Origin of the sequence: Celerinatantimonas diazotrophica (assembly GCF_004339545.1) — a bacterium.
GTDB classification, from domain to species: domain Bacteria; phylum Pseudomonadota; class Gammaproteobacteria; order Enterobacterales; family Celerinatantimonadaceae; genus Celerinatantimonas; species Celerinatantimonas diazotrophica.
Genome location: NZ_SMGD01000017.1, coordinates 129405 through 150461, shown reverse-complemented (window position 1 = coordinate 150461; position 21057 = coordinate 129405). Strand labels below are relative to the sequence as shown.

Annotated in this window: 21 protein-coding genes; 7 read left to right on the top strand and 14 right to left on the bottom strand. The window is 45.3% G+C overall.

From position 1 onward, the window contains the following. Positions 1-86: 86 nt before the first annotated feature. The 6 genes from EV690_RS16365 to hpxZ all read right to left on the bottom strand — a co-directional run bounded on the left by EV690_RS16365 (position 87) and on the right by hpxZ (position 6682). Complete coding sequence (locus tag EV690_RS16365) at positions 87-1358, bottom strand: allantoate amidohydrolase (protein WP_131914093.1); 1272 nt, start codon at positions 1356-1358, stop codon at positions 87-89. After that, on the bottom strand, positions 1348-2580 hold the full coding sequence (locus EV690_RS16360) for a pyridoxal-phosphate-dependent aminotransferase family protein (protein WP_131914092.1): 1233 nt from the start codon (positions 2578-2580) through the stop codon (positions 1348-1350). The genes EV690_RS16365 and EV690_RS16360 overlap by 11 nt, the downstream gene beginning before the upstream one ends. Positions 2581-2598: 18 nt before the next feature. After that, positions 2599-4170, bottom strand: coding sequence for a gamma-glutamyltransferase family protein (locus tag EV690_RS16355; protein WP_131914091.1), 1572 nt, complete (start codon positions 4168-4170; stop codon positions 2599-2601). Between the two features lie 4 nt (positions 4171-4174). Beyond that, the gene (locus EV690_RS16350; RefSeq protein WP_131914090.1) at positions 4175-5341 is read right to left on the bottom strand and encodes an amidase; all 1167 of its coding nucleotides are present in this window, start codon (positions 5339-5341) and stop codon (positions 4175-4177) included. A gap of 79 nt (positions 5342-5420) precedes the next feature. Continuing rightward, on the bottom strand, positions 5421-6263 hold the full coding sequence (locus EV690_RS16345; RefSeq protein ID WP_131914089.1) for a MurR/RpiR family transcriptional regulator: 843 nt from the start codon (positions 6261-6263) through the stop codon (positions 5421-5423). Between the two features lie 44 nt (positions 6264-6307). Continuing rightward, entirely contained in the window at positions 6308-6682 is a 375-nt protein-coding gene (hpxZ, locus tag EV690_RS16340; protein ID WP_131914088.1) for an oxalurate catabolism protein HpxZ, read from the bottom strand. Positions 6683-6892: 210 nt separating this feature from the next. On the opposite strand from hpxZ, the gene EV690_RS16335 reads away from it, so the two are divergent. From EV690_RS16335 to EV690_RS16310, 6 genes are all read left to right on the top strand, one after another. After that, on the top strand, positions 6893-7690 hold the full coding sequence (locus tag EV690_RS16335) for a transporter substrate-binding domain-containing protein (protein WP_131914087.1): 798 nt from the start codon (positions 6893-6895) through the stop codon (positions 7688-7690). 8 nt (positions 7691-7698) lie between these two features. Continuing rightward, a complete protein-coding gene (locus tag EV690_RS16330; RefSeq protein WP_131914086.1) occupies positions 7699-8367 on the top strand; it encodes an amino acid ABC transporter permease in 669 nt (222 codons plus the stop codon). Next, positions 8364-9014, top strand: coding sequence for an amino acid ABC transporter permease (locus tag EV690_RS16325; protein ID WP_131914085.1), 651 nt, complete (start codon positions 8364-8366; stop codon positions 9012-9014). Before EV690_RS16330 ends, EV690_RS16325 begins: the two co-directional genes overlap by 4 nt. Continuing rightward, complete coding sequence (locus EV690_RS16320) at positions 9001-9729, top strand: amino acid ABC transporter ATP-binding protein (protein ID WP_131914084.1); 729 nt, start codon at positions 9001-9003, stop codon at positions 9727-9729. Before EV690_RS16325 ends, EV690_RS16320 begins: the two co-directional genes overlap by 14 nt. Before the next feature lie 89 nt (positions 9730-9818). Beyond that, a complete protein-coding gene (locus tag EV690_RS16315) occupies positions 9819-10517 on the top strand; it encodes an ABC transporter permease subunit (RefSeq protein WP_131914083.1) in 699 nt (232 codons plus the stop codon). Beyond that, complete coding sequence (locus EV690_RS16310) at positions 10510-11202, top strand: ABC transporter permease subunit (protein WP_131914082.1); 693 nt, start codon at positions 10510-10512, stop codon at positions 11200-11202. Before EV690_RS16315 ends, EV690_RS16310 begins: the two co-directional genes overlap by 8 nt. A gap of 40 nt (positions 11203-11242) precedes the next feature. Here the strand turns inward: EV690_RS16310 and puuE are convergent, their stop codons facing one another. Genes puuE through EV690_RS16295 form a run of 3 tightly spaced genes read right to left on the bottom strand, consistent with a single transcriptional unit; the run spans position 11243 to position 13608 of the window. After that, the gene (puuE, locus tag EV690_RS16305; RefSeq protein WP_131914081.1) at positions 11243-12178 is read right to left on the bottom strand and encodes an allantoinase PuuE; all 936 of its coding nucleotides are present in this window, start codon (positions 12176-12178) and stop codon (positions 11243-11245) included. A gap of 8 nt (positions 12179-12186) precedes the next feature. After that, on the bottom strand, positions 12187-12918 hold the full coding sequence (locus EV690_RS16300; protein WP_131914080.1) for an aspartate/glutamate racemase family protein: 732 nt from the start codon (positions 12916-12918) through the stop codon (positions 12187-12189). A gap of 12 nt (positions 12919-12930) precedes the next feature. After that, positions 12931-13608 (bottom strand): GntR family transcriptional regulator, encoded by a 678-nt coding sequence (locus EV690_RS16295; protein ID WP_131914079.1) that lies wholly within the window; start codon positions 13606-13608, stop codon positions 12931-12933. A gap of 263 nt (positions 13609-13871) precedes the next feature. On the opposite strand from EV690_RS16295, the gene EV690_RS16290 reads away from it, so the two are divergent. Then, positions 13872-15314 (top strand): NCS1 family nucleobase:cation symporter-1, encoded by a 1443-nt coding sequence (locus EV690_RS16290; protein ID WP_131914078.1) that lies wholly within the window; start codon positions 13872-13874, stop codon positions 15312-15314. 93 nt (positions 15315-15407) lie between these two features. Here EV690_RS16290 and EV690_RS16285 read toward each other — a convergent pair whose 3' ends face one another. The 5 genes from EV690_RS16285 to livH form a co-directional block, all read right to left on the bottom strand. Further along, on the bottom strand, positions 15408-16889 hold the full coding sequence (locus EV690_RS16285; RefSeq protein WP_131914077.1) for a DUF945 family protein: 1482 nt from the start codon (positions 16887-16889) through the stop codon (positions 15408-15410). Positions 16890-17293: 404 nt separating this feature from the next. Continuing rightward, positions 17294-17995 carry an ATP-binding cassette domain-containing protein gene (locus EV690_RS16280; protein WP_131914159.1) on the bottom strand — a complete coding sequence of 234 codons (702 nt, stop codon included), beginning with the start codon at positions 17993-17995 and terminating at the stop codon, positions 17294-17296. 5 nt (positions 17996-18000) lie between these two features. After that, entirely contained in the window at positions 18001-18771 is a 771-nt protein-coding gene (gene livG / locus EV690_RS16275) for a high-affinity branched-chain amino acid ABC transporter ATP-binding protein LivG (protein WP_131914076.1), read from the bottom strand. Continuing rightward, positions 18764-20026: a high-affinity branched-chain amino acid ABC transporter permease LivM gene (locus tag EV690_RS16270; RefSeq protein ID WP_131914075.1), complete on the bottom strand. Its 1263-nt coding sequence runs from the start codon at positions 20024-20026 to the stop codon at positions 18764-18766. Before EV690_RS16270 ends, livG begins: the two co-directional genes overlap by 8 nt. Continuing rightward, positions 20023-20949 carry a high-affinity branched-chain amino acid ABC transporter permease LivH gene (gene livH / locus EV690_RS16265; RefSeq protein WP_131914074.1) on the bottom strand — a complete coding sequence of 309 codons (927 nt, stop codon included), beginning with the start codon at positions 20947-20949 and terminating at the stop codon, positions 20023-20025. Before livH ends, EV690_RS16270 begins: the two co-directional genes overlap by 4 nt. Positions 20950-21057: the final 108 nt, after the last annotated feature.

Genomic DNA, 21057 nt, shown 5'->3' with positions numbered 1-21057 from the left:
GGCTCTCCAACATTAGATTAAAACTCATTGTAACCTGTTTTAAGATGAAGGGAACCGCACAAACGCGATGGCCTCGCCAAGCTTTGTTAGTATGATGCACTCGCGCCGTGAAGAGAGTAATCGGCCGCGAACTGCTGGACGCTTTGATAGAGAACCTGCCAACCTATCGCCAGATCATTGGCCGTCACCGCTTCGCTAGGGTGATGACTAATGCCTTTTGCACAGCGTAAAAAGAGCATAGCCACCGGACACAGTTTGGCGATTGCCATCGCATCATGCCCCGCGCCACTGGAAAGTGTCATGGAACGTCCTTGTATCTTTTCACAGGCATCGTTCAGCAGTTTTTGCAAATAACTATCACACTCAGTGGCATCTGACTGATAAAAACAGTGTTGAGAAAACTCAAGCGAACGATGAACCGCTATCTCACGGGCACGCTCAATAATTTGAGCGAGGACCCGGTCACGATGCGCATCGTCACTCGAGCGAATATCTAAGCTAAATTGCACTTGTCCCGGAATGACATTGACTGAATCAGGCAAGCACTGCAATTGACCAACGGTTGCCACAACTTGTTGCTCTTTAGCAATTTGCTCAATGCACAGCACTATTTCACTTGCCCCCACCAACGCATCTTGACGCATATTCATGGGCACCGTGCCCGCATGTCCTGCCTGACCAGTGACACTCATCTGCATGCGTTTCGCCCCATTAATCGCACTGACTACACCAGCGGCTAGATTAGCGCACTCTAATTGCGGTCCCTGCTCAATATGCACTTCCATATAACCGATGAAATCATCAGCCGAACGCGTCGCTTGGGCAATTTTTTCAGGAGCCAAACCAAATGTTTCGAGCGCTTGGGCAATGGTGATTTTTTCAGCGTCTGGTAATTGCAACCATTGCGGTTGCCATTGGCCAGTCAAACCGCGGCTTCCCAACAATGTCGAACCAAACCGCGTCCCTTCTTCGTCGGCAAATCCGACGACTTCAATGGCAAATGGAAGGCGAATATCCAATTGCTGTAACTTGCCAACAACCTCAATGGCGGTCAATACGCCCGCAATACCGTCGTATTTTCCAGCATTGCGCACGGTATCTAAATGGGAACCAAGCAGTAACGCTGGTGCACCACTTGTTTGACCTTCATAGCGAGCGCACAAATTGCCAACTGCATCTTGCCAGGTGCTCATTCCAGCTTCATGCATCCAGCGCGCCACTTGCTGATTACACTGCGCATGCTCTTTAGACAGATAAACACGAGTCAGTTTGTCGCTAGATTCGGAAAACTTGGCCAGCTTCTGACAACGCGCATAAATGCGCTCACCGATCTCTTTAGTATGCCAGTTATTGTCCATAGTGATCCCAAGCTGCCTGCAGAGCAGCGCCTTCGTTTGCCACATATCCGAGATGGCGCAACACCGCTTCCAGTGCGGCTAAAGTTGTCAATACGGTATCTTTACGAGCGTTATAGCCCATCACCCCAATACGCCAAATTTTTCCATGTAGCGGCCCGAAAGAAGTGCCGATCTCAATCCCAAAATCATTCAGCAATAACTGGCGTACCTGTTCCCCGTTAATCCCTTCTGGAATAATCACTCCGGTCACATTACTCATTTTATGGCTCAGATCGCCAAATAGCTCAAGTCCCATCGCGCTGAGCCCTTTGTCCAAAGCAGCGCCGTGTAACTGGTGGCGGGCCACACAAACATCGATGCCTTCTTGGGCAATAATGCGAGCACATTCACGGGCTGCAAATAACATGGAGGTTGCTTCAGTATGATGATTCAACCGCTCTGGTCCCCAGTAATCCATGATCATGCCCAGATCGAAATAATTGGAGTAAATCATTTCATCTTCACCGTCTTGATGCTGCGCCGATTTAATCCCCTGTTCAATATGCCGCCGGGCTCGAACTTGTTGGACAAACGCATCACTTAACGTCACTGGAGCACTGCCTGATGGGCCACCTAAACATTTTTGTAGGCCCGCCGAAACCGCATCTAAGTGCCACAAGTCAGTCTTTAATGGATTCCCTGCAATCGAGGCAGTCGCATCGCAATAAAATAAGACCTGGTGTCGCTGGCAAATTTCCCCTAACTGCTCCAATGGCTGTAACATGGTGGTTGAAGTATCACCTTGCACCGTCAATAAGATGCGTGGATGAACCGTTTTAATCGCATCTTCAATCTGCTGTGGATCAAAGACTTCTCCCCATGGAATTTCCAGTGTATGAACCTCTGCACGGCAACGCCGAGCAATTTCACATAATAGATGGCCAAACCGCCCAAAAATCGGGACTAAAACTTTATCGCCAGGGCGAATAATCGATACCAGCACGGCTTCAATACCGGAACGAGAGGTTCCATCGACGAGCATGGTCCATTCGTTATTTGTACGAAAAACCTGCCGATAAAGCGCCATCGTTTGGTTCATATATTCGGTCATAGCGGGGTCGTACTGCCCCACTAATTGGCTTGACATGGCTCTTAACACACGCGGATCGGCATTGATGGGGCCGGGGCCCATCAACAACCGAGCAGGTGGATTTATCTGTTCCAGAGAACTCTTGGTTAACATATGCTGTCCTTAATTCTGTTATTTGATTAATGCCAAACCATCACTGCGCGGATCACTTGCCGCGGCTATTACTTGGCGATGTTGAGTCACAATGGCCCCCGCATGGCCCATCATTTCGCTATGGATAGGAACGCTTTGGGTGCGGTGGCCCAAATGGCGCAAAGGCACTAAAACATCTTCTAGAGGCGCTTCAAGTTTTAGATCATAATTGCTCTGGCCCCAGGTTCTGCCCAACAACCAACGCGGTGCACTGATCGACTGCGCCAGAGATTGCCCTAAATGCAGATAACGCCATAAAATGGCGGCCTGCGTCTGCGGTTGTCCCTCACCCCCCATCGTGCCATAGACCATCGAGCGACCATCATAGAGGTTAGCTAATGCAGGGTTAAGCGTATGAAAAGGAAGACGTTTGGGAGCCAGAGCCAGTTGCGCATCGTTATCTAGTGAAAAACTCACGCCACGATTATTCCAGAGAAGTCCAAATTCAGGGATCACCACACCACTCCCAAATTCCCAATACAGGCTCTGGATAAAGCTCACCATACGACCTTGGTCATCACAGCAGCCCATCCAAACGGTATCCCCCGGTTTAGCGATTTGTGGCCAAGGTAGGGCTCGCTCAGGATCAATGGCTTTAGCCATCGAATCCAAGGCATCATCTGTGAGATAATCCGTAATGGGTTGACTGCAAATGGCGGGATCACAAACCCATCTATCACGAACGAGAAAAGCTTGCTTGGTTGCCTCAACCAACAGATGTATTTGCATCGCCTCGCTCTGATGAGGTTTCACAAGCCTATCCATCAAAGCAACAATAATCAGCGATGCACATCCCTGAGTTGGCAGTGGCAAATTGTAGAATTTCCCCATGCGGGTGGAAACACAAAGCGGCTGCATCATCTGTGCTTTATGTGCAGCAAGATCAACCTGGCGAAGTGGCGAACCACTACACTCTAATGCCCCTGCTATCTGTCGCGCGGCCTCCCCGCGATAAAAATCATCTAGGCCATGCTGCCCCAGATGCTCTAATAATGAGCCAAGCGCACCGTTACGAAATAGCTCCCCGGTTTTAAGTGTTTGGCCGTTCGGTAAAAAACATTCGGCAAATGCGGGCAACTCCCCCAGTGCAGGATGCGTGAGTCGACTGGCTGATTGCAGACTCTCGCTGACCGTAATACCGCGGTGGGCCAGTTCAATAGCTGGTGCTAAAAGTTCCGCCAATGGTAGCGGCGTTTGCCAGTGTTGACTGAGCTCTAGCGCTTGCTGCCAAGCACTAATAGTGCCGGCCACACTCAGGGCACTGGCGCCACCGCGTTCTGGAATCGCCGAAAAACCTTGCTCGCGATACCAATCGATCGTTGCACTGGCGGCGCTTCGCCCCCCGCCATTGATGGCAATGGGTTGTTTTCCTGGTTCCTGAATGAGCCAAAAACTATCGCCACCTAAGCCATTCATATGAGGATACAACACGCTGATAGCAGCAGCGGCAGCAACCATGGCCTCAGTGGCTGACGCGCCCTGACGCAGCAATTCTAAACCAACTTCACTCGCCTGATGGTGTGGCGCACTAAATGCGATCTGATGTTTCATAATCTCACAACTGACTAAAAAGACGAGCGAGCGCTAACAGCTGCATATCACTATCGCGCGGCCCGATGATAGAGAAACCAAACGGTACCCCATCGCACGCCAGCAATGGTAGATGCAACTGCGGACAGCCTGCCAACCCTGCCATGGCGGTCATTCCCATCAACCGCATACGAAACTCACCAAGCGCCAAACTGTCAGCTGTGCGTAATGGAGAGAGATCAGGAGTGGTCGGGATAACAATAAAATGACTGAGGGCGAAACAACTGTGTAATTGAGAAAGCCATTGTTGACGTTTTTGCTCTGCATCGTGCTGTGCTGCTGCACTTAAAGTTGCAGTCCAACTTAACCGTTGATCAATATCTTTACCCAACGCATCTGGATGCATTTGATGCCAATGGTGATAGAGCGAAGCAATTTGACGGCCCTGCAATATTTGAAACACGTCACTTAATGCATCAATTTGCGCAGCAGAGAACGGCGCTGCAACTGTTGTAAACTGACTCGAGATTGATTTGAAAAAGCTTTGCCACAAGAGAGCTAATGGCTCAGGAAGTCGTGCGAATAAGGGCTCAACAATCGCCAATGAGGGAGCGTTTAGTGACGCTTTCGGCAGACCGAACAAAACGCTGCCAACCTGCTCTAGAGTTTGCGCATCTCGACTTAACCAGCCTGGCGTATCAAAACGCGGAGCCAGTGGCAAAACACCAGCCATGGGAAGTCGTCCATGAGTCGGACGCAGCGAATATAAGCTATTATAGGCGGCAGGGATACGAATCGAGCCACCAGTATCAGTGCCCAGAGCGAATTCAGCATCGCCGCGGGCAACGGCAACCGCACTGCCGCTAGATGATCCACCAGGTAAACGATCCGGGGTCATAGGGTTAATCGGTGTGCCGAAATGAACATTGCAACCATTTAAGCTATATGCCAGTTCATCGGTCTGCACCCGTCCAACCGCCATTGCCCCCGCATAACGCAGCATCTCGATAAGCGGAGCGGTGTAACTTGCCGGGGCGTGTTCTTGAAACCAGCTAGGGTTACCGGCGCCAGTTGTGAACCCTGCGACATCGTAGAGATCTTTGTAGACAAACCGCAGTCCATCCAGCGGCCCATCGGCAAGACTAGCTAACTGATGAGGGCCATGAGCACAGTAAACACTGTCATCATCCATTTTTCAGAAACCATTGCGACGTGATTCTTTATTAATACAACTTTGGTTTCTAATTGTAAATGAATAGAAATATAAATTTCTAGTTATCTAGAGATGACTCTAACTCGTCAAACTGCTGATAAAGTGCATCAATCGCCTCAATACGTGCCCGATGTTCACTCTCAAGACAGATGTTACATAATACACTCACCAGTGCCATCGCACTCGCATACGACGCGAACCCGCCCGGACTCAGTTGATGACAAGGCAGCGTCCAATTGGCGTAAGTTGTTAACGCTAATCCAGACGGATCGGTGATCAGTAACACTTTAGCAGGACGTATCGATAGCTCACGCATCAGTGCTTTGATCACTTTGGCTCGCCGCTGCAAAGCAATCACCACCACTAAATCAGAATCGGTTAAGTCAACGATCTCTTCAGCGAGCGTTTGCCCAGGTTGCGGAAACAGATACACATTTTCACGCATCTGAATTAACTGTTCCCGACAATGCAGAGCCACCGGATAACTATTGCGCAGTCCAAATAAAAAAACTCTTTTTGCGGTTTTAAAAGCGTCGCTAATCTGTTCCAGAGGCTGACTCTGTAAACCACTGAGGGTCTGTTGTAAGTTGCGCTTCTCTTGGGCAAAATGACTATTGAGCAGTTGGTTTAAATCTTCGTCAAGATCAACAAATTGTGGTGTCCCACTGGTGACCTGGCGGCGCAACGCTTCACGAACCTGGGCAAACCCATCATATCCTAATCGCTTAAAAAAACGACTGACAACCGGTTTAGAAACCTTTGCTAAACGTGCCATATCAGCGCTTGAATACATGGCCAATTCAGCTTCATGAGTTAACAAAAAGTCCGCCAGTAATCGCTCTTTAGGACTTAAATGGTCCAGACATGCCGAAATGCGTTGAACCAATTCTGAAGTTGGCATAGTTATATCCTTGTAAAATTAGTCAAATGCATAAAGCGGCTACGTTAACTTTTTAGAGTCGAAACATGCGCACTCACAATACGCCATTGCTGATCTATTTTAACCCAAGTCTGACTTTGACGCCCGAGAGGCTGGCCAGGACGGGAGAATATCACATGGGCACAGGCTAGTTGCTCTGAAAATGTGCTCACAGTGACTTTTTCAACCGTTCGCTGCAACCCTTTTGTTGGGCGATGAGAGCGAAACTGGGCAATGGCATCATAACCAAACAGATTCTCTGAGGCCCCTAAACGCACCGTATGAGCACTGTGCCAAAACAGTTCATTGAGCACAGCTATCTCATTATTAACCAATGCTTGTTCATAACGCATCACTTGCTGGGTCACCTCAGCAACAATTTCCGGTTCATTAATTTGCATCGTTCTTGTCCTCTCACCAAAAAGATCCACTCGCACTGATTTAGGGCGAAAAATATACCATTGCCCATTCGACTTTGAGAGCCAAAACCCGTGCATTCACTCACTTACTTACATGGTATATATATTGCTTTAGGATTGAAACTAAAGTTATTAATTTAGTTTTTTAAAAACTTTAGTTTCTTTTCCATGACCTACAACTAGGAGTTACTGATGAAATTCAGCCTAAGGACGCTACTGCGCAGTTCACTGTTACTAATTGCGCTAGTCACAAGTTATGCTCATGCCAATAAACTTAATGAAATCCATCAACGTGGGGTTCTCAAAGTCGCTGTCCCCCAAGACTTTCCGCCATTTGGCTCAGTCGGAACCGACATGAAGCCCCACGGCTATGATATCGATATGGCAACCTATCTAGCAAAACAGATGCATGTAAAACTCAAACTCATTCCGGTCAGCAGTGCCAACCGCATTCCTTATCTGCTTTCAGGACGAGCAGATCTAGTGATCTCCAGTTTGGGTAAAAATAAAAAACGCGCCAAAGTGATCGATTTCAGCCATGCCTATGCACCCTTCTTTCTCGGTGTGTTTGGTTTAAAAAGCATCGATGTCACGAAACCTTCTGAGCTAGCAGGAAAGACCATTGGTGTGACACGTGGCTCAATTGAAGATCTGCAGCTTAGTAAAGTAGCGCCACCCTCAACGACTATCAAACGCTTTGAAGACAACAACACAACTTTGTCCGCATATCTCTCTGGCCAAGTCAACCTGATCGCAACCGGTAATCTGGTGGTCGCATCCATTGCTCATCGCAACCCTGCACGAGTACCGAATGCAAAATTCCCACTCAAAAATTCGCCTTGCTATGTCGGACTGGCGAAACACGAACCAGCTCTTAAAGCCGAGGTCAACAAACTCATTCGTGAAGGACTCCAAAACGGTACATTGAACAAGATGTCTGAAAAGTGGCTTAAAGAACCACTACCCAAAAACTTCGGCCAGAATAGCTAAGGTAACAAATGAGTTATCATCTTAACTTTGTAGATCTTTTACCGTATTGGCCGCAGTTCCTCAAGGGACTGTGGCTAACCATTGAACTGACGGTAATCGCCACTATAGGTGGGCTAGTAATTGGAACCCTAACTGCAGGCGCTCGAGTCACCCGCAACAAATCGGCTCGAATAATTTCAGGTGTTTATGTCGAGCTCATTCGCAACACACCGTTCATTGTGCAGTTGTTTTTCATCTACTTTGGCATCCCATCGCTGGGCGTAAAACTCTCAGCTATGGAAGCAGGGTTAATTGCCATGGTAGTTAATCTTGGCGCTTACAGCACGGAGATTATTCGCTCAGGCATTGAAGCCACCCCACGCGGGCAGTATGAAGCTGGGCGAACGCTTGGCTTAAATCGTCTGCAAGTCTTTTGGCGAATCGTCATTCCACCTGCGTTTATGCGTATTTACACGCCGCTGATTAGCCAGTGCATTATTGTCATGCTAGGGTCCTCAGTCGTTTCACAGATCTCAGTTGAAGAGCTCACCTATTCTGCCGACTTTGTCCAGTCACGAACGTTTTTAAGCTTTGAATCCTATTTTGTCGCCACAGCGATATATCTCATCTTAGCCGTGCTAATGCGCCAATTATTGAATCGATTAGCCAAGCGCGCCTTTCGGGGGGCACCATTATGATGCAATTTAGTAACTGGGACATATTGCACAATCTGCTGATGGCAACCCGTTGGACACTGTTGTTATCGCTCATAGCATTTGTTGGTGGGTCCATCGTCGGGATGATTCTGACCTTCTTACGTCTTTCTCGCAGCCCGACATGGTCACGCCTCGTCCGACTTTATATAGAACTGTTTCAAGGCACCCCTTTGTTAATGCAGCTATTTTTGACATTCTTTGGATTGTCTTTAATTGGCATTGATGTCAGTGCCTGGACCGCTGCCAGCACCTCTCTCATATTATTTAGCAGTGCCTTTCTCTCTGATATCTGGACGGGTTCTGTTCAATCGCTTCCCAAAGGCCAGTGGGAAGCTTCTCGCTGCTTGGGCATTAACTTTATCCAAACCATGCGCCATGTCATTTTGCCCCAAGCTCTGCGAATTGCCCTCGCACCCACAGTTGGTTTCACGGTGCAAATTGTCAAAGAAACTGCACTAACCTCAATTATCGGCTTTGTGGAATTAACCAAAGCGGGAACCATGCTTAATAACGCGACATTTCAGCCGTTTAAAGTGTTCGCGATGGTTGCCTGTATTTATTTTATGATCTGCTATCCACTGTCATTATTTAGCTCGTACTTGGAGAAGAAGCTCAATGTCGCTCATTAGTATTGAACAAGTCCATAAATATTACTCAGATAATCACGTACTCAAGGGTGTTGATCTAAAAATTGATGCTGGTGAAGTGATCTCAATCATCGGTCGCAGTGGTTCGGGGAAAAGTACCTTATTACGCTGTATTAATGGTTTGGAACAGTTCAGTCAGGGGGCAATTATTATCGATAAAAAAGCGGTCGATAATGATGAAAAACACCTGTTAGAACTGAGCCGTAGTGTTGGCATGATCTTTCAAAATTTTAATTTATTTCCTCACTTAACTGTTGCGGAAAATATCATGTTGGCTCCCAAATTGGTGCTTAAGCTCTCAACCTCTAAGGCAAAAGAACTTGCCCAACAAGTTCTTGGCAAAGTGGGCCTCTCGGATAAAGCGGAACAATTCCCCGGCAATCTCTCAGGCGGACAACAACAGCGAGTAGCAATTGCACGAGCACTGGCTATGCAGCCTAAAGCGCTGTTATGTGATGAGATCACATCGGCATTAGACCCTGAATTGGTAGGCGAAGTCCTTAAAGTACTCGAGCAGCTTAAACGCGAAGGCATGACATTAATCCTCGTTACTCACGAGATGAATTTTGCTCGCGATGTCGGCGACCGCGTAGTGTTTATGCATCATGGTAAGGTCTGGGAAACTGGCCCGGCTAAAGAAGTGTTTAACAAGCCCCAGACCCCAGAGTTACAAAGCTTTTTAGCCGCTGTTTTATAAAAAGGTCTGTACAAATTCACTCACTAATAATATATATGTTATTATTACCAACCATGTTATTGACTTAGTCTTCAAAGGAACAACCAATCATGGGGTACTTAGTGCATTTCCAAGTTCTCATGCCTTACATACCACAGTTGTTAATTGGGTTAAATCAAACAATTCAGTTAACTATTCTAGCAATTATTAGTGGAGGTATTATAAGTATACTGATTTTATCACTCAGAGTCAGCCGATTTTTGCCGCTTCGAATCATAGCAGTAACATTCATAGAAGTTATTCGTAATATTCCATTTATTGTCCAGATGCTATTGCTGGAATATTTATATATTTATTATGCGAATATGCTTAACCCACTCAACTTACCTACTTATAATACTGAATTTATAGCCGGACTAATGGCAATGGTTTTAAATTTTAGCGCCTATAGTGCCGAGAGCATTTATCGGAGCATTCCTGTTTATAATAAAAAAGTAGGTAAATTCCAAATACTCGGTGAACCTTATAAAATTTCAATGTTTTGGAATTTTTTAATACCAGTTGCATTGAAACACAATTATTCCAAACTAGTCAGACAATGTGTCATCGTTATGCTCAGTTCGTCATTGTTATCCGTGATTGGAGTACACGAACTTACTTATCAAGCAAAATATATTGACTATCAGACATTAAACCCAGTTTTACCATATCTAGCTGCTGCTTTAATTTATCTCATTCTGGCCTGGCTGCTCCAATTTCTTTTAGGTCGTTTAGGTAAGCGGCTCTTCCAGGAGGAAAACCATGTTTAATGATAGAACTTGGATAATGATTCACCCACTACTACTTGCTAGCCGTTGGACACTATTACTAACGCTAATTAGTTTTATAGGGGCGGTTATATTAGCCTATTTGTTACTCAATGTGCGAATTTCTAAACTACCGATCCTTTCACATATTGCTTACCTATATATTGGGATTTTTCGGAATATTCCATTTATATTGCTATTATTTTTAGTATATTGGAACATCAGTTTTATAAATTCTAAAGAAAATTTATGGGTAATTGCGAGTATTGCACTCATTCTGAGCAACGGTTCAAAGATAGCAGAACTCTGGCTTAACTCGATAATATTAGGCCACAAGATAGAATCTAAAAAACATACTGCACTTCATATAAAAGATATTCTCTCACCTGATACATTCCGACATTTAATCTCGCCTTTAATCGGCAGTATCATCATGATTATTCATGATTCAGCAATTACATCCGTAATAGGATTTGTCGAATTAACTAAAGCCGGTTGGATTTGGTATAGCACAAATTTCAAACCAACATCACTCATCTGGGTAGCATGCATCTATTTTGTGATGTGTTATCCGCTGTCACTACTCAGTTCCTATTTCAGAAATAAACATCACGCTGACCGTCAGGAAGTTCTTGTTGAGGCTACACAGATACCATACAAAAGCAAAGAACAAAAAGCGAATCCATAGTCTAATCAGATAAGGGAGGTAACGTCCCTCCCGATAACCTCTATTTATTAAGAGCATGATAAGGATAATGTTCAGTCCAATAGCGCGCAATATCGATCCGCTGCGCTATCCAGACGTCGGGCTTACTCTGCACATAATCTAAAAATCGTTGTAGACCACTGATTCGACCGGGACGGCCACTGATTCGGCAATGCAACCCAACCGACATCATTTTGGGATGATCCGCACCTTCAGCATACAAGCAATCAAAACTATCTTTTAAATAATGAAAGAACTCATCCCCATGACTAAAACCATATGGTGAATAAAAGCGCATATCATTGTTATCAAGAGTATACGGGACAACGAGGTGCGCTCGATCTTCACCATCCTGTTGATAGGGCATCCAAAACGGCAAGTCATCCGCATACGAGTCTGAATCATAATAAAAGCCGCCTTCTTCGAGTAGCAGTTGGCGCGTATTCGGCGAGTCTCGTCCGGTATACCAGCCCAACGGACGAGAACCGGTTAATTGCTGATACAGTGTCAACGCTTGCTGCAAATGCTCTCGCTCCATCGCTTTGGAAACATTTTGGTAATGGATCCACTTTAGACCATGGCCACAGATCTCATGACCATTGGCGAGAAGTGCATTGGTGACGGGAGGATTTTTGGCTAAAGCCGTGGCAATGGCAAAGACCGTTAATGGCAACTGCCGCTGTTCAAATTCTTTGAGCAGCCGCCATACACCGGCCCTAGATCCATAATCGTAGAGCGATTCCATGCTGAGATGGCGATCGGCATAGGGCTCAGCCCCATAGATTTCCGACAAAAAAGTTTCAGCATGCGCATCACCATGCTGCACTGAATTTTCGCCACCTTCTTCATAATTGAGAACGAATTGCAGTGCTAACCGAGCTTGATTTGGCCACTGGACGACCGGGGGCTGCGCACCATATCCGACATAGTTCCGGTCATTGCCAAATTTTACCGCCATATTTCCTCCTAACGGTCACACCAATGTTGGTAACGACCGGTGAATAATTTCGGGTAAGCGGCGGCATACTGACCTCGTTTGGCCGCCTTTAATTGCAACGCATTAAGCGATTCAGCCAATTTCACCGCACAAACCACACCATCGATCACGGGTATCTGAAATTTATCCTGCAAACTCTGACACAGCGTTGCCATTCCCGCACATCCCAGAACAATCGCCTCGGCCCCGTCATCAATCGCTTTTTGACAGTCACTGAATAATAACTGTTGATAATGGCTGGATAGATCTTCCAAAGCCAACACAGGGATGTCACTGGCATACACACCACTACATTGCTGTGAAAATCCATAACGACTGAGCAATTCTTGTGCTGTCGCTATCGTGCGACGCATAGTGGTGACCACGGCAAACCGATAACTGATTAAACTGGCAAAATGAAATGCCGCCTGAGCAATTCCTATCACGGGAGCATCCGCAACTTCACGAGCGGCGCTGAGCGATGGATCGCCAAAACAAGCAATAATATGGGCATCAACCCCCTGCTCTTTTGCCCACTGGATTTCATCCAGCAACGCGGCCCCTGCGATGGCTTCATCTCGAGCTGACTCAATGGAAACAGGCCCATGCTGTGCAGTACTTGCAATAATCTGGGTATCCGATAAGGCAACATCTCTAGCAACCAACGTCATCTGTTCTGTCATAGCAGCACAGGTATTAGGATTGAGTAGCTGAATGCGCATATAGCTCTCCAATTAACTTAATGGGGTAAAAATGCGGGTAAAATCAACATCACGATCATGAGACGTCGCAAAATTAAGAGACGCTTTAATGGCCTGAAGATGCCCCCTCATCCATTGGATAGATGGTGCCACTTGCTGTTCATCTAACAGTGTCAAAAGCTCTTGATGATCACCGCAATCGCATCCAACACTGCGCCGAGAGCCATAAACAGCCACAACTAGAGACGAACGATAAGCCAATTGCTGAACAAAATCAGCCATCACCTGATTTCCTGATAAACTCGCTAATTCAATATGAAATTGCGCAGTTAAATCGATCTGTTCAGCTAAATCATCGGCATGTCGCGCTTGATGCTCAACATCAATGAGCTGCTGCAACCGGCATTTGGCTGATTCATTCCAGTGAGCAATAACCGCTTCAAGTAAAAGCGGCTCCAGCATAATTCGACTATCAATCACCTGAATGGCTTCTTCCACACTGGGCTCGCTCACATGAGCCCCTTTATTGGGTTCTATCGTGACGAATTTTTCTAATGCCAGACGTTGCAATACTTTGCGCACGCCCGTGCGACTAATCTCAAATGTCGTGGCCAATCTATCCTCGGGTAACCGAAGTCCAGGGGGAAGTTGATGCTCAACGATAGCTTTTAGCATCTGCTGATACATTTGTTGGTGACGATCTTTTCTCATATCGGATACGAATATTAGCTTTATTTTGTATACAATTTATCACAAATTATTCTTTCATGTCCTGCCATTTATTGGCTAATAAATTGTCTGACGATCCGGAAACGATCAAAAAAAGCACAAACCCGACCATTTAGTGTTCTATAAAAGTGCAATATCTGGCTCGATTTAATCCACTCCAAGCTAAAAATCATTGTTTTCATATCGTTATAAAAATGGCATCAGAATTGTATGTAATATTGTATACAATATACAAGGGTATGATTATGAATAAACAGCTTCAATCAATGAGTCCTCAATTAAGTAACGCTGACCTAGCCCCCGAAACAAATCAACAGTGGAGCTGGTATAGCATTTTCGCTTTTTGGATGTCAGATGTGCACAGCGTTGGAGGTTATGTTTTTGCTGCAAGTCTATTTGCACTAGGGTTAGCAGGATGGCAGGTATTTGTCTGCCTACTAGCCGGGATTATGATTGTTTATCTATTTGCTAACCTAATGGGCACTCCCGGGCAAAAAGCTGGCGTCCCCTTCCCTGTGGTCTGTCGTTTAGCCTTTGGGGTGAAAGGCGCTAATATCCCAGCCATTATTCGCGGCTGTATTGCTGTCGTGTGGTATGGGATCCAAACCTATTTAGCTTCCAGTTCTTTTATCATTCTTGCTTTGTACTTTTTCCCAGACCTGAAAGACCTGCAATCAGAAAGCTTTGTTGGCTTATCGTACCTAGGCTGGATGGGATTCTTATTCATGTGGATAGCTCAGGCACTGGTCTTTATGTTCGGGATGCCGATGATCCGCAAAGTCATTGATTACAGCGGCCCAGCAATTTATGTAGCAATGTTTGCCCTGTGTGGTTTTATGCTCTATCACACCGGCTGGGGAGCGATTCACTTTAACTTATCGAGTCACTCATTAGTCGGTTGGGACAATGTAAAAGAGATGGTGATAGCCATTGCCCTAGTCGCAGGCTATTTCGCAGGCCCAACACTTAATTTCAGTGATTTCGCTCGCTATTGCAAAAATAAGAAACAGATGAAAATAGGTAACTTACTCGGTCTGCCACTTAACTTTATTGTTTTCTCCATCTTTAGCGTATTGATTGTATCCGCATCCATTCCCATGTTTGGACAGATGATCACCGACCCCATAAAAACGGTTCAGATGCTGGATTCAGCCACAATTACCATACTTGGGGCTCTGACATTTATTCTAGCGACCATCGGCATTAACATCGTTGCGAATTTTGTCTCGCCCGCTTTTGACTTTTCGAATATTGCCCCGCAAAAAATCAGTTTTAAATGTGGCGGTTTTATCGCAGCCATTGCATCACTGCTAATGACACCATGGAACTTATTTAACAATCCAGACATGATCCATTACACGGTTGATTTACTTGCCGCCTTAATTGGCCCGTTATATGGCATCGTTTTAGTCGATTACTATAAAATTCGGAAACAAAAAATCCATCTTGCCGATCTCTATAATGACACAGCAAGTGGTCAATACTGGTACAACAATGGCTGGAATACTCGCGCGATTATTGCCCTCATCATCGCGGGATGCGCATCTATTTTGACCTCCTTTATCTTCACCGAACTGGCTAATTTCTCACTATTTATCAGTGGTGCAGTCGCCGCATTCAGCTACCATTGGCTGATGCTAAAGAGCACTGCATCTATTAGCATCATGAAAGCTGAAGCCAACCTTTAGCCATAAAAAAACCGGATAACTTTTGTTATCCGGTTTTTAGCTCAAAACTTGCCATCGATGTGGTCGCTTAATGCCTCAACGAGGTCACACCAATTATTTAACCTGTTTGACCTGGCCGTTTTCCACATGCAGCTTCGTTGAATAACGCTCAGTCGCTTCATCGTAGTTCAAATAGCCAGCGTTAACTTGGCGTTGTAGCATACGGGTCACAACATTCATCGCCCGTTGAGTCCGAAGTTCTGTGGTTTGTTCACTAGGTGAGAACACACTGATCACCGTAGTTGCAAGTTTCTTGGCCATTTGCGTATCGATAGTCATATCCACATTAGCAACCAAGTTCTTAGCCGTTCCCAGAACAATCCCTTGGAACCCTAATAAATCAACCATTTTAGGGTTAATTTTACCAACAGTGCCATTGCCACTAATAGAGATCTCTTTGCCGTTATCATCAATTTTCACCGGATCCCATTTGAATTTCATTCCTTGGTAGAGTGGTAAAAATTTCTTGGCGAGAATTTTATCTCTCTGATATCGTGGAGCTTTTTCAAATTCACTGCCTTCGTGAAAGATAGCAAGCAGGTTATCCATCGCCTTAATGTTAAGATTACTAGCGGTGATATTCGCCTGACCATCGGCAATCTTATGGCCTTTGATATCAACGTTGGATAATTTCCAATCTATTTTTGAGGTTAATGTTTTACCCTCAGTATTTGAGGACATGTCAACATTAACGCCACCAATTTGATAGGTATTATCATTACCTGAATAGTCTGCCTTGACCAATTTAGTCGGTGCAATGTGGATAGAATTGGAACCAACCCACACATATTTAGTGCCACTGACAAGACTTTGATTTGATTTAGAATCAACCGCACCCAGAGAAAAATCAGTCCTAACCTTCCCTGGAGCACTGGCTCTATAATCTTGGTAATGGAAACCATCCCAGTGGAATTTACTTTGTAATTTATCGTGTGCAGAATTGAAATGGAACATCAGCTGAGCGGCTTTAATTTCAAACACATCACCTTGCCCCTCATCCTTATTCGGTTCATGAATCGTACGAGGAGCAATGTTAATAGTGCCCTGATTCACATCCCCTGACCATCCCAAAACAGAGCTTGAAGTAATCGGAGAGCCACCTTTAAATAGCTCGCTAAACAGCTCATTTACACCAGGTTTATTTTTAAATAGAGGGTTATCGACAAATCCACATTTTGGATCTTGTGATTTAGCCAATAATTTCGAATCAACTTTCGCTAAATTACCCGAGAAAACCGTGCTATACCCAAAATCGAGTTTACTGCTAATATCAAAGCACAGAGAATCACTTGGATGATCGATACTGTGAATCATCACGCGAGTAACTGTATCAGCCGTTAAACCATGATCTTCATAGCTGACATCTTTTATTTCACCGGTTAACCCACGTTTAGCTAAATTATCCGCAATGTTTTTCGGAACTTGAATATTAGTCAACTTAGATTTAGCGATTGATTTAACAACATAAGGCGCTGCAACTAGCCCTGCTGCAACAACGACAACAACCGCTGCCGATATAGTAACTTTTTTATTCATATATATCTCTCACCAACATCCCTATCCAGATGGAGGGTCATCCGGTAAATGATGCAAATTGATCTTTTAATCCATTTATTTCTTAATTTTTTATTTTCTAAATTAGAGTAAAGCTCCATCTAATTAGAAAAGCGTCCTAAATAGCCCGAAATAACAAGCTATTAATTTAACCAACGGCATCATACCGACTAACCAATCGCATATCTATAGGTATATCTATAGAGTGGTGTATCAAAGGAACTGCTATAAAAATAATCAGCCCTTTTTAAAATCACAAAAATTCCTAATAAACAAAGAACTATATAGCTTATTAGTGAATCACAAAACATGAAAAATTTTTGCGCTAAACAAATCGCCGGAGCCTATATAAACTCCGGTTTTTACTCCGTATTCGTAACGCTATATTAACCGCCCAAATAGGCGTTTTGTACTTGAGGATTACTTAACAACCTCGCCCCGGTATCTTCTAAAACGATTCGGCCATTTTCTAAGACATAACCACGATCGGCGAGTTTCAAGGCTTGATTCGCATTTTGTTCGACCAAGAATATGGTCATCCCATCTTTGCGTAGCTTTTCAATCGTTTCAAAAATCTGCGCAATGATAATAGGGGCAAGCCCCAAAGACGGCTCATCCAATAGCAACAATTTAGGCTGACTCATCAATGCCCGAGCCACAGCCAGCATCTGCTGTTCACCTCCAGACATTGTTCCCGCACGCTGCGAGCGTCGCTCTTGCAATCGGGGGAAGAGATCAAACATCTGATGCATGAGTTCCTGCTTTTCACTCACAGTGGCAAAAAATGCCCCCATATAGAGGTTTTCTTCGACCGTTAACCGCGAAAATATGCGTCGACCTTCAGGCACAATCGCCACTTGAGAACGCATGATTTCAGCCGTTTGCTGATGAGTTATGTTGCGCTCACCCAGAAAAATATCACCGCTAGTGGCTCTCGGATCGCCACACAAGGTCATCAATAACGTGGTTTTCCCAGCGCCATTGGCACCGATCAAGCTGACAATTTCACCTTCTTCAACATGCAATGACACATCATCTAACGCCCGAATTTGTCCATAATGAGTCGATACATTCGTAAATCTCAGCATACTCATTATGATTCTCCCAAATAGGCTTTAATGACATCAGGATGAGCGCGAACATCCTCAGGCGTCCCATCGGCCAGAGGCCGCCCCTGATTGACCACATAAATATAATCAGAAATATCCATAACCAGTTTCATATCGTGTTCAATCAGCACAACTGATATTTTTTCATTTTCACGTAAACCGACAATTAGCTCATTTAAATCAGCCGTTTCTCGCGGGTTTAACCCTGCAGCAGGCTCATCCAACATCAATAGTTGCGGTCCGGTAACCATACATCGCGCAATTTCAAGCCGCCGCTGTTGACCATAAGCCAAATTGCCCGCCAAACGATTGGCGTAATCCAGTAAATCAACTTTTTTAAGCCAGTATTTGGCCTGTTCCAGCGCTTTTTTCTCACTTAAGCGAAAACTAGGTGTTTTAAATAATCCCGATAATAGATTGGTATTCAGATGATGATGCTGGGCAATCAGTAAGTTTTCAATGGCCGTCATCTCTTTAAACAAACGCACATGCTGAAAGGTGCGAACCATCCCTTTTCGAGCAATTTTATAGCCAGGTAAACCTTGTACCGCATCGCCATTAAAGAGAATTTCACCCGCAGTGGGTTTATAAAACCCAGTAATGCAGTTAAAAACGGTCGTTTTCCCCGCCCCATTAGGGCCTATAATTGAAACGACCTGCTGCGGGTTAATCTCAAGCGCCACGCCATCGACTGCGAGCAAGCCCCCAAAGCGCATGCTCAAGTCCGTAACTTTTAACAAACTTTCACTACTCATCGGCACTCAGCTCCATGCGAGGACGGCTCATTGGTAATAATCCTTGAGGTCGCCAGATCATCATCAATACCATCATCAAACCAAATAGAACCATCCGATATTCACTAAATTCACGCGCCAGCTCTGGCACCACCGTCATAATAATAGCGGCCAACACAACGCCAACCTGAGAGCCCATTCCCCCTAAGACGACAATCGCCAGAATGATCGCCGATTCCATAAAAGTGAACGATTCAGGACTAATAAAGCCCTGTCGAGCTGCGAAAAAGCTGCCAGCAAATCCGGCAAAACTTGCCCCAATAGTAAAGGCCGTCAGTTTAATGACCGTTGGATTTAAGCCTAATGAGCGACAGGCAATTTCATCATCGCGCAGTGCTTCCCAAGCACGGCCAATCGGCATTCTGAGCAGACGATTAATCACAAATAAGGTAAATACCACCAGCAACAATGCCATCAAATATAAAAAAATCACTTTATGATCGGAGTTATAATGCAGGCCAAAGAAATGATCAAAAGTATCCCATCCTCCATCACGAACATGACGGCTAAACTCCAGACCAAATAAGCTTGGCTTTGGAATGCCTCCAATCCCATTTGGGCCGCCGGTCAGTCCGGTTAAGTTATTGAGCATAATGCGAATAATTTCACCAAACCCGAGTGTCACAATCGCTAAGTAATCGCCCCGCAAACGCAAGACCGGAAAGCCCAATATAAAACCAAAGAATGCAGCTAAGACCCCCGCAATGGGCAAACAAGTCCAAAAACCGAAGCCTGCATAGTGGCTGAGCAACGCATAACCGTAGGCTCCGACCGCATAGAACCCGACATAACCTAGATCGAGTAATCCAGCCAAGCCGACCACGACATTCAACCCTAAACCAAGCATCACATAAATAAAGGTTAACGTAGCTAAATCAACCGCACCACGTGAGACAATAAAAGGCCAAACAATTGCAGCAGCAGCTAAAAAACTAATTAAATAACGGTAAAGTTTAGGAGCTTCTTGAGGCGATGGCACCTTGTATGATTTGCGGGGTTTGATATGTTGCCATCCATGCCGCAGCGGTTGGGCAAACAGTTGAAATAAAAAAACCAACACACAGCCCATACCCAGCAATAACCAGCGAGGGCCATCAGACCAGGCCAGCAGGAGTCCAGTCGGATTTTGTTCAAGACGGATTCCGAGTAACCATCCGGCTAAAACCAGAAAAACGAGCACCGAGATCAGCGCTGACTTAACATTTAAATGCGTCATACTTTTTCAACCTCCGGATGACCCAGAATGCCCGTTGGCATAAACAACAGAACAAAGCACAACAGCAAAAATGAAACGACATCCGAATATTCAGGGCTTAAGTAACCGGCAGTTAATGCTTCGGTAATGCCGAGCAACATGCCACCAAGCACCGCACCAGGAATAGAACCAATTCCACCGAGCACCGCCGCGGTGAACGCTTTAATCCCAGCAATGAAACCGACATACGGATTCACGACCCCGTAATAAACCCCTAGCAGCACCCCAGCCACTGATGCTAACGCGGCTCCAACCACAAAGGTAAACGCAATCACCTTATGGGTATCGATTCCCAGTAAAGCCGCCATCCCTAAATCTTCAGAGCAAGCGCGGCACGCCTGCCCCATTCGCGAACGGGAAATATAAGCCGATAGAATCGTCATGGCTAAAAATGTGACCGCAAAGATCACCACTTGCATATAGGAGATCGTTAAATGAAATCCTTGCGTAGGACCGATGACCCAGCCGCCGCTGACCAATGTAGGTAATGCAATATCACGGCTCCCCTGTGCGGTTCGAACGAGATTCTGCAAAAAAATGGACATGCCAATCGCCGAAATCAACGGGATCAAACGATTACCACCACGCAACGGGCGATAGGCAATGCGCTCAATACTCCAGCCATAAACACTGGTCACCAACATACTAATCGCAAAAGCTCCGATAAACAGCAACGGCACATTATCAATACCGGCCATCATCAAAGCCGAGAGCACTATAAACGCAATGTAAGTGCCCACCATATAAATTTCACCATGGGCAAAGTTGATCATGCCAATAATGCCGTAAACCATGGTGTAACCAATGGCAATTAACGCGTAAGTACTCCCCAGCGTCATCCCATTGACCAGTTGTTGAATAAAATAAAAGAAATGTTCAGACATAACCGCCTCAAACGAACAATACGTTAAGATTGAGGCTGGATTTGCGCCAAAAAATGCCACAGCGAACTCAATCGCTCAAACCAGCCTCAATGTAATCAACTGCTTGTA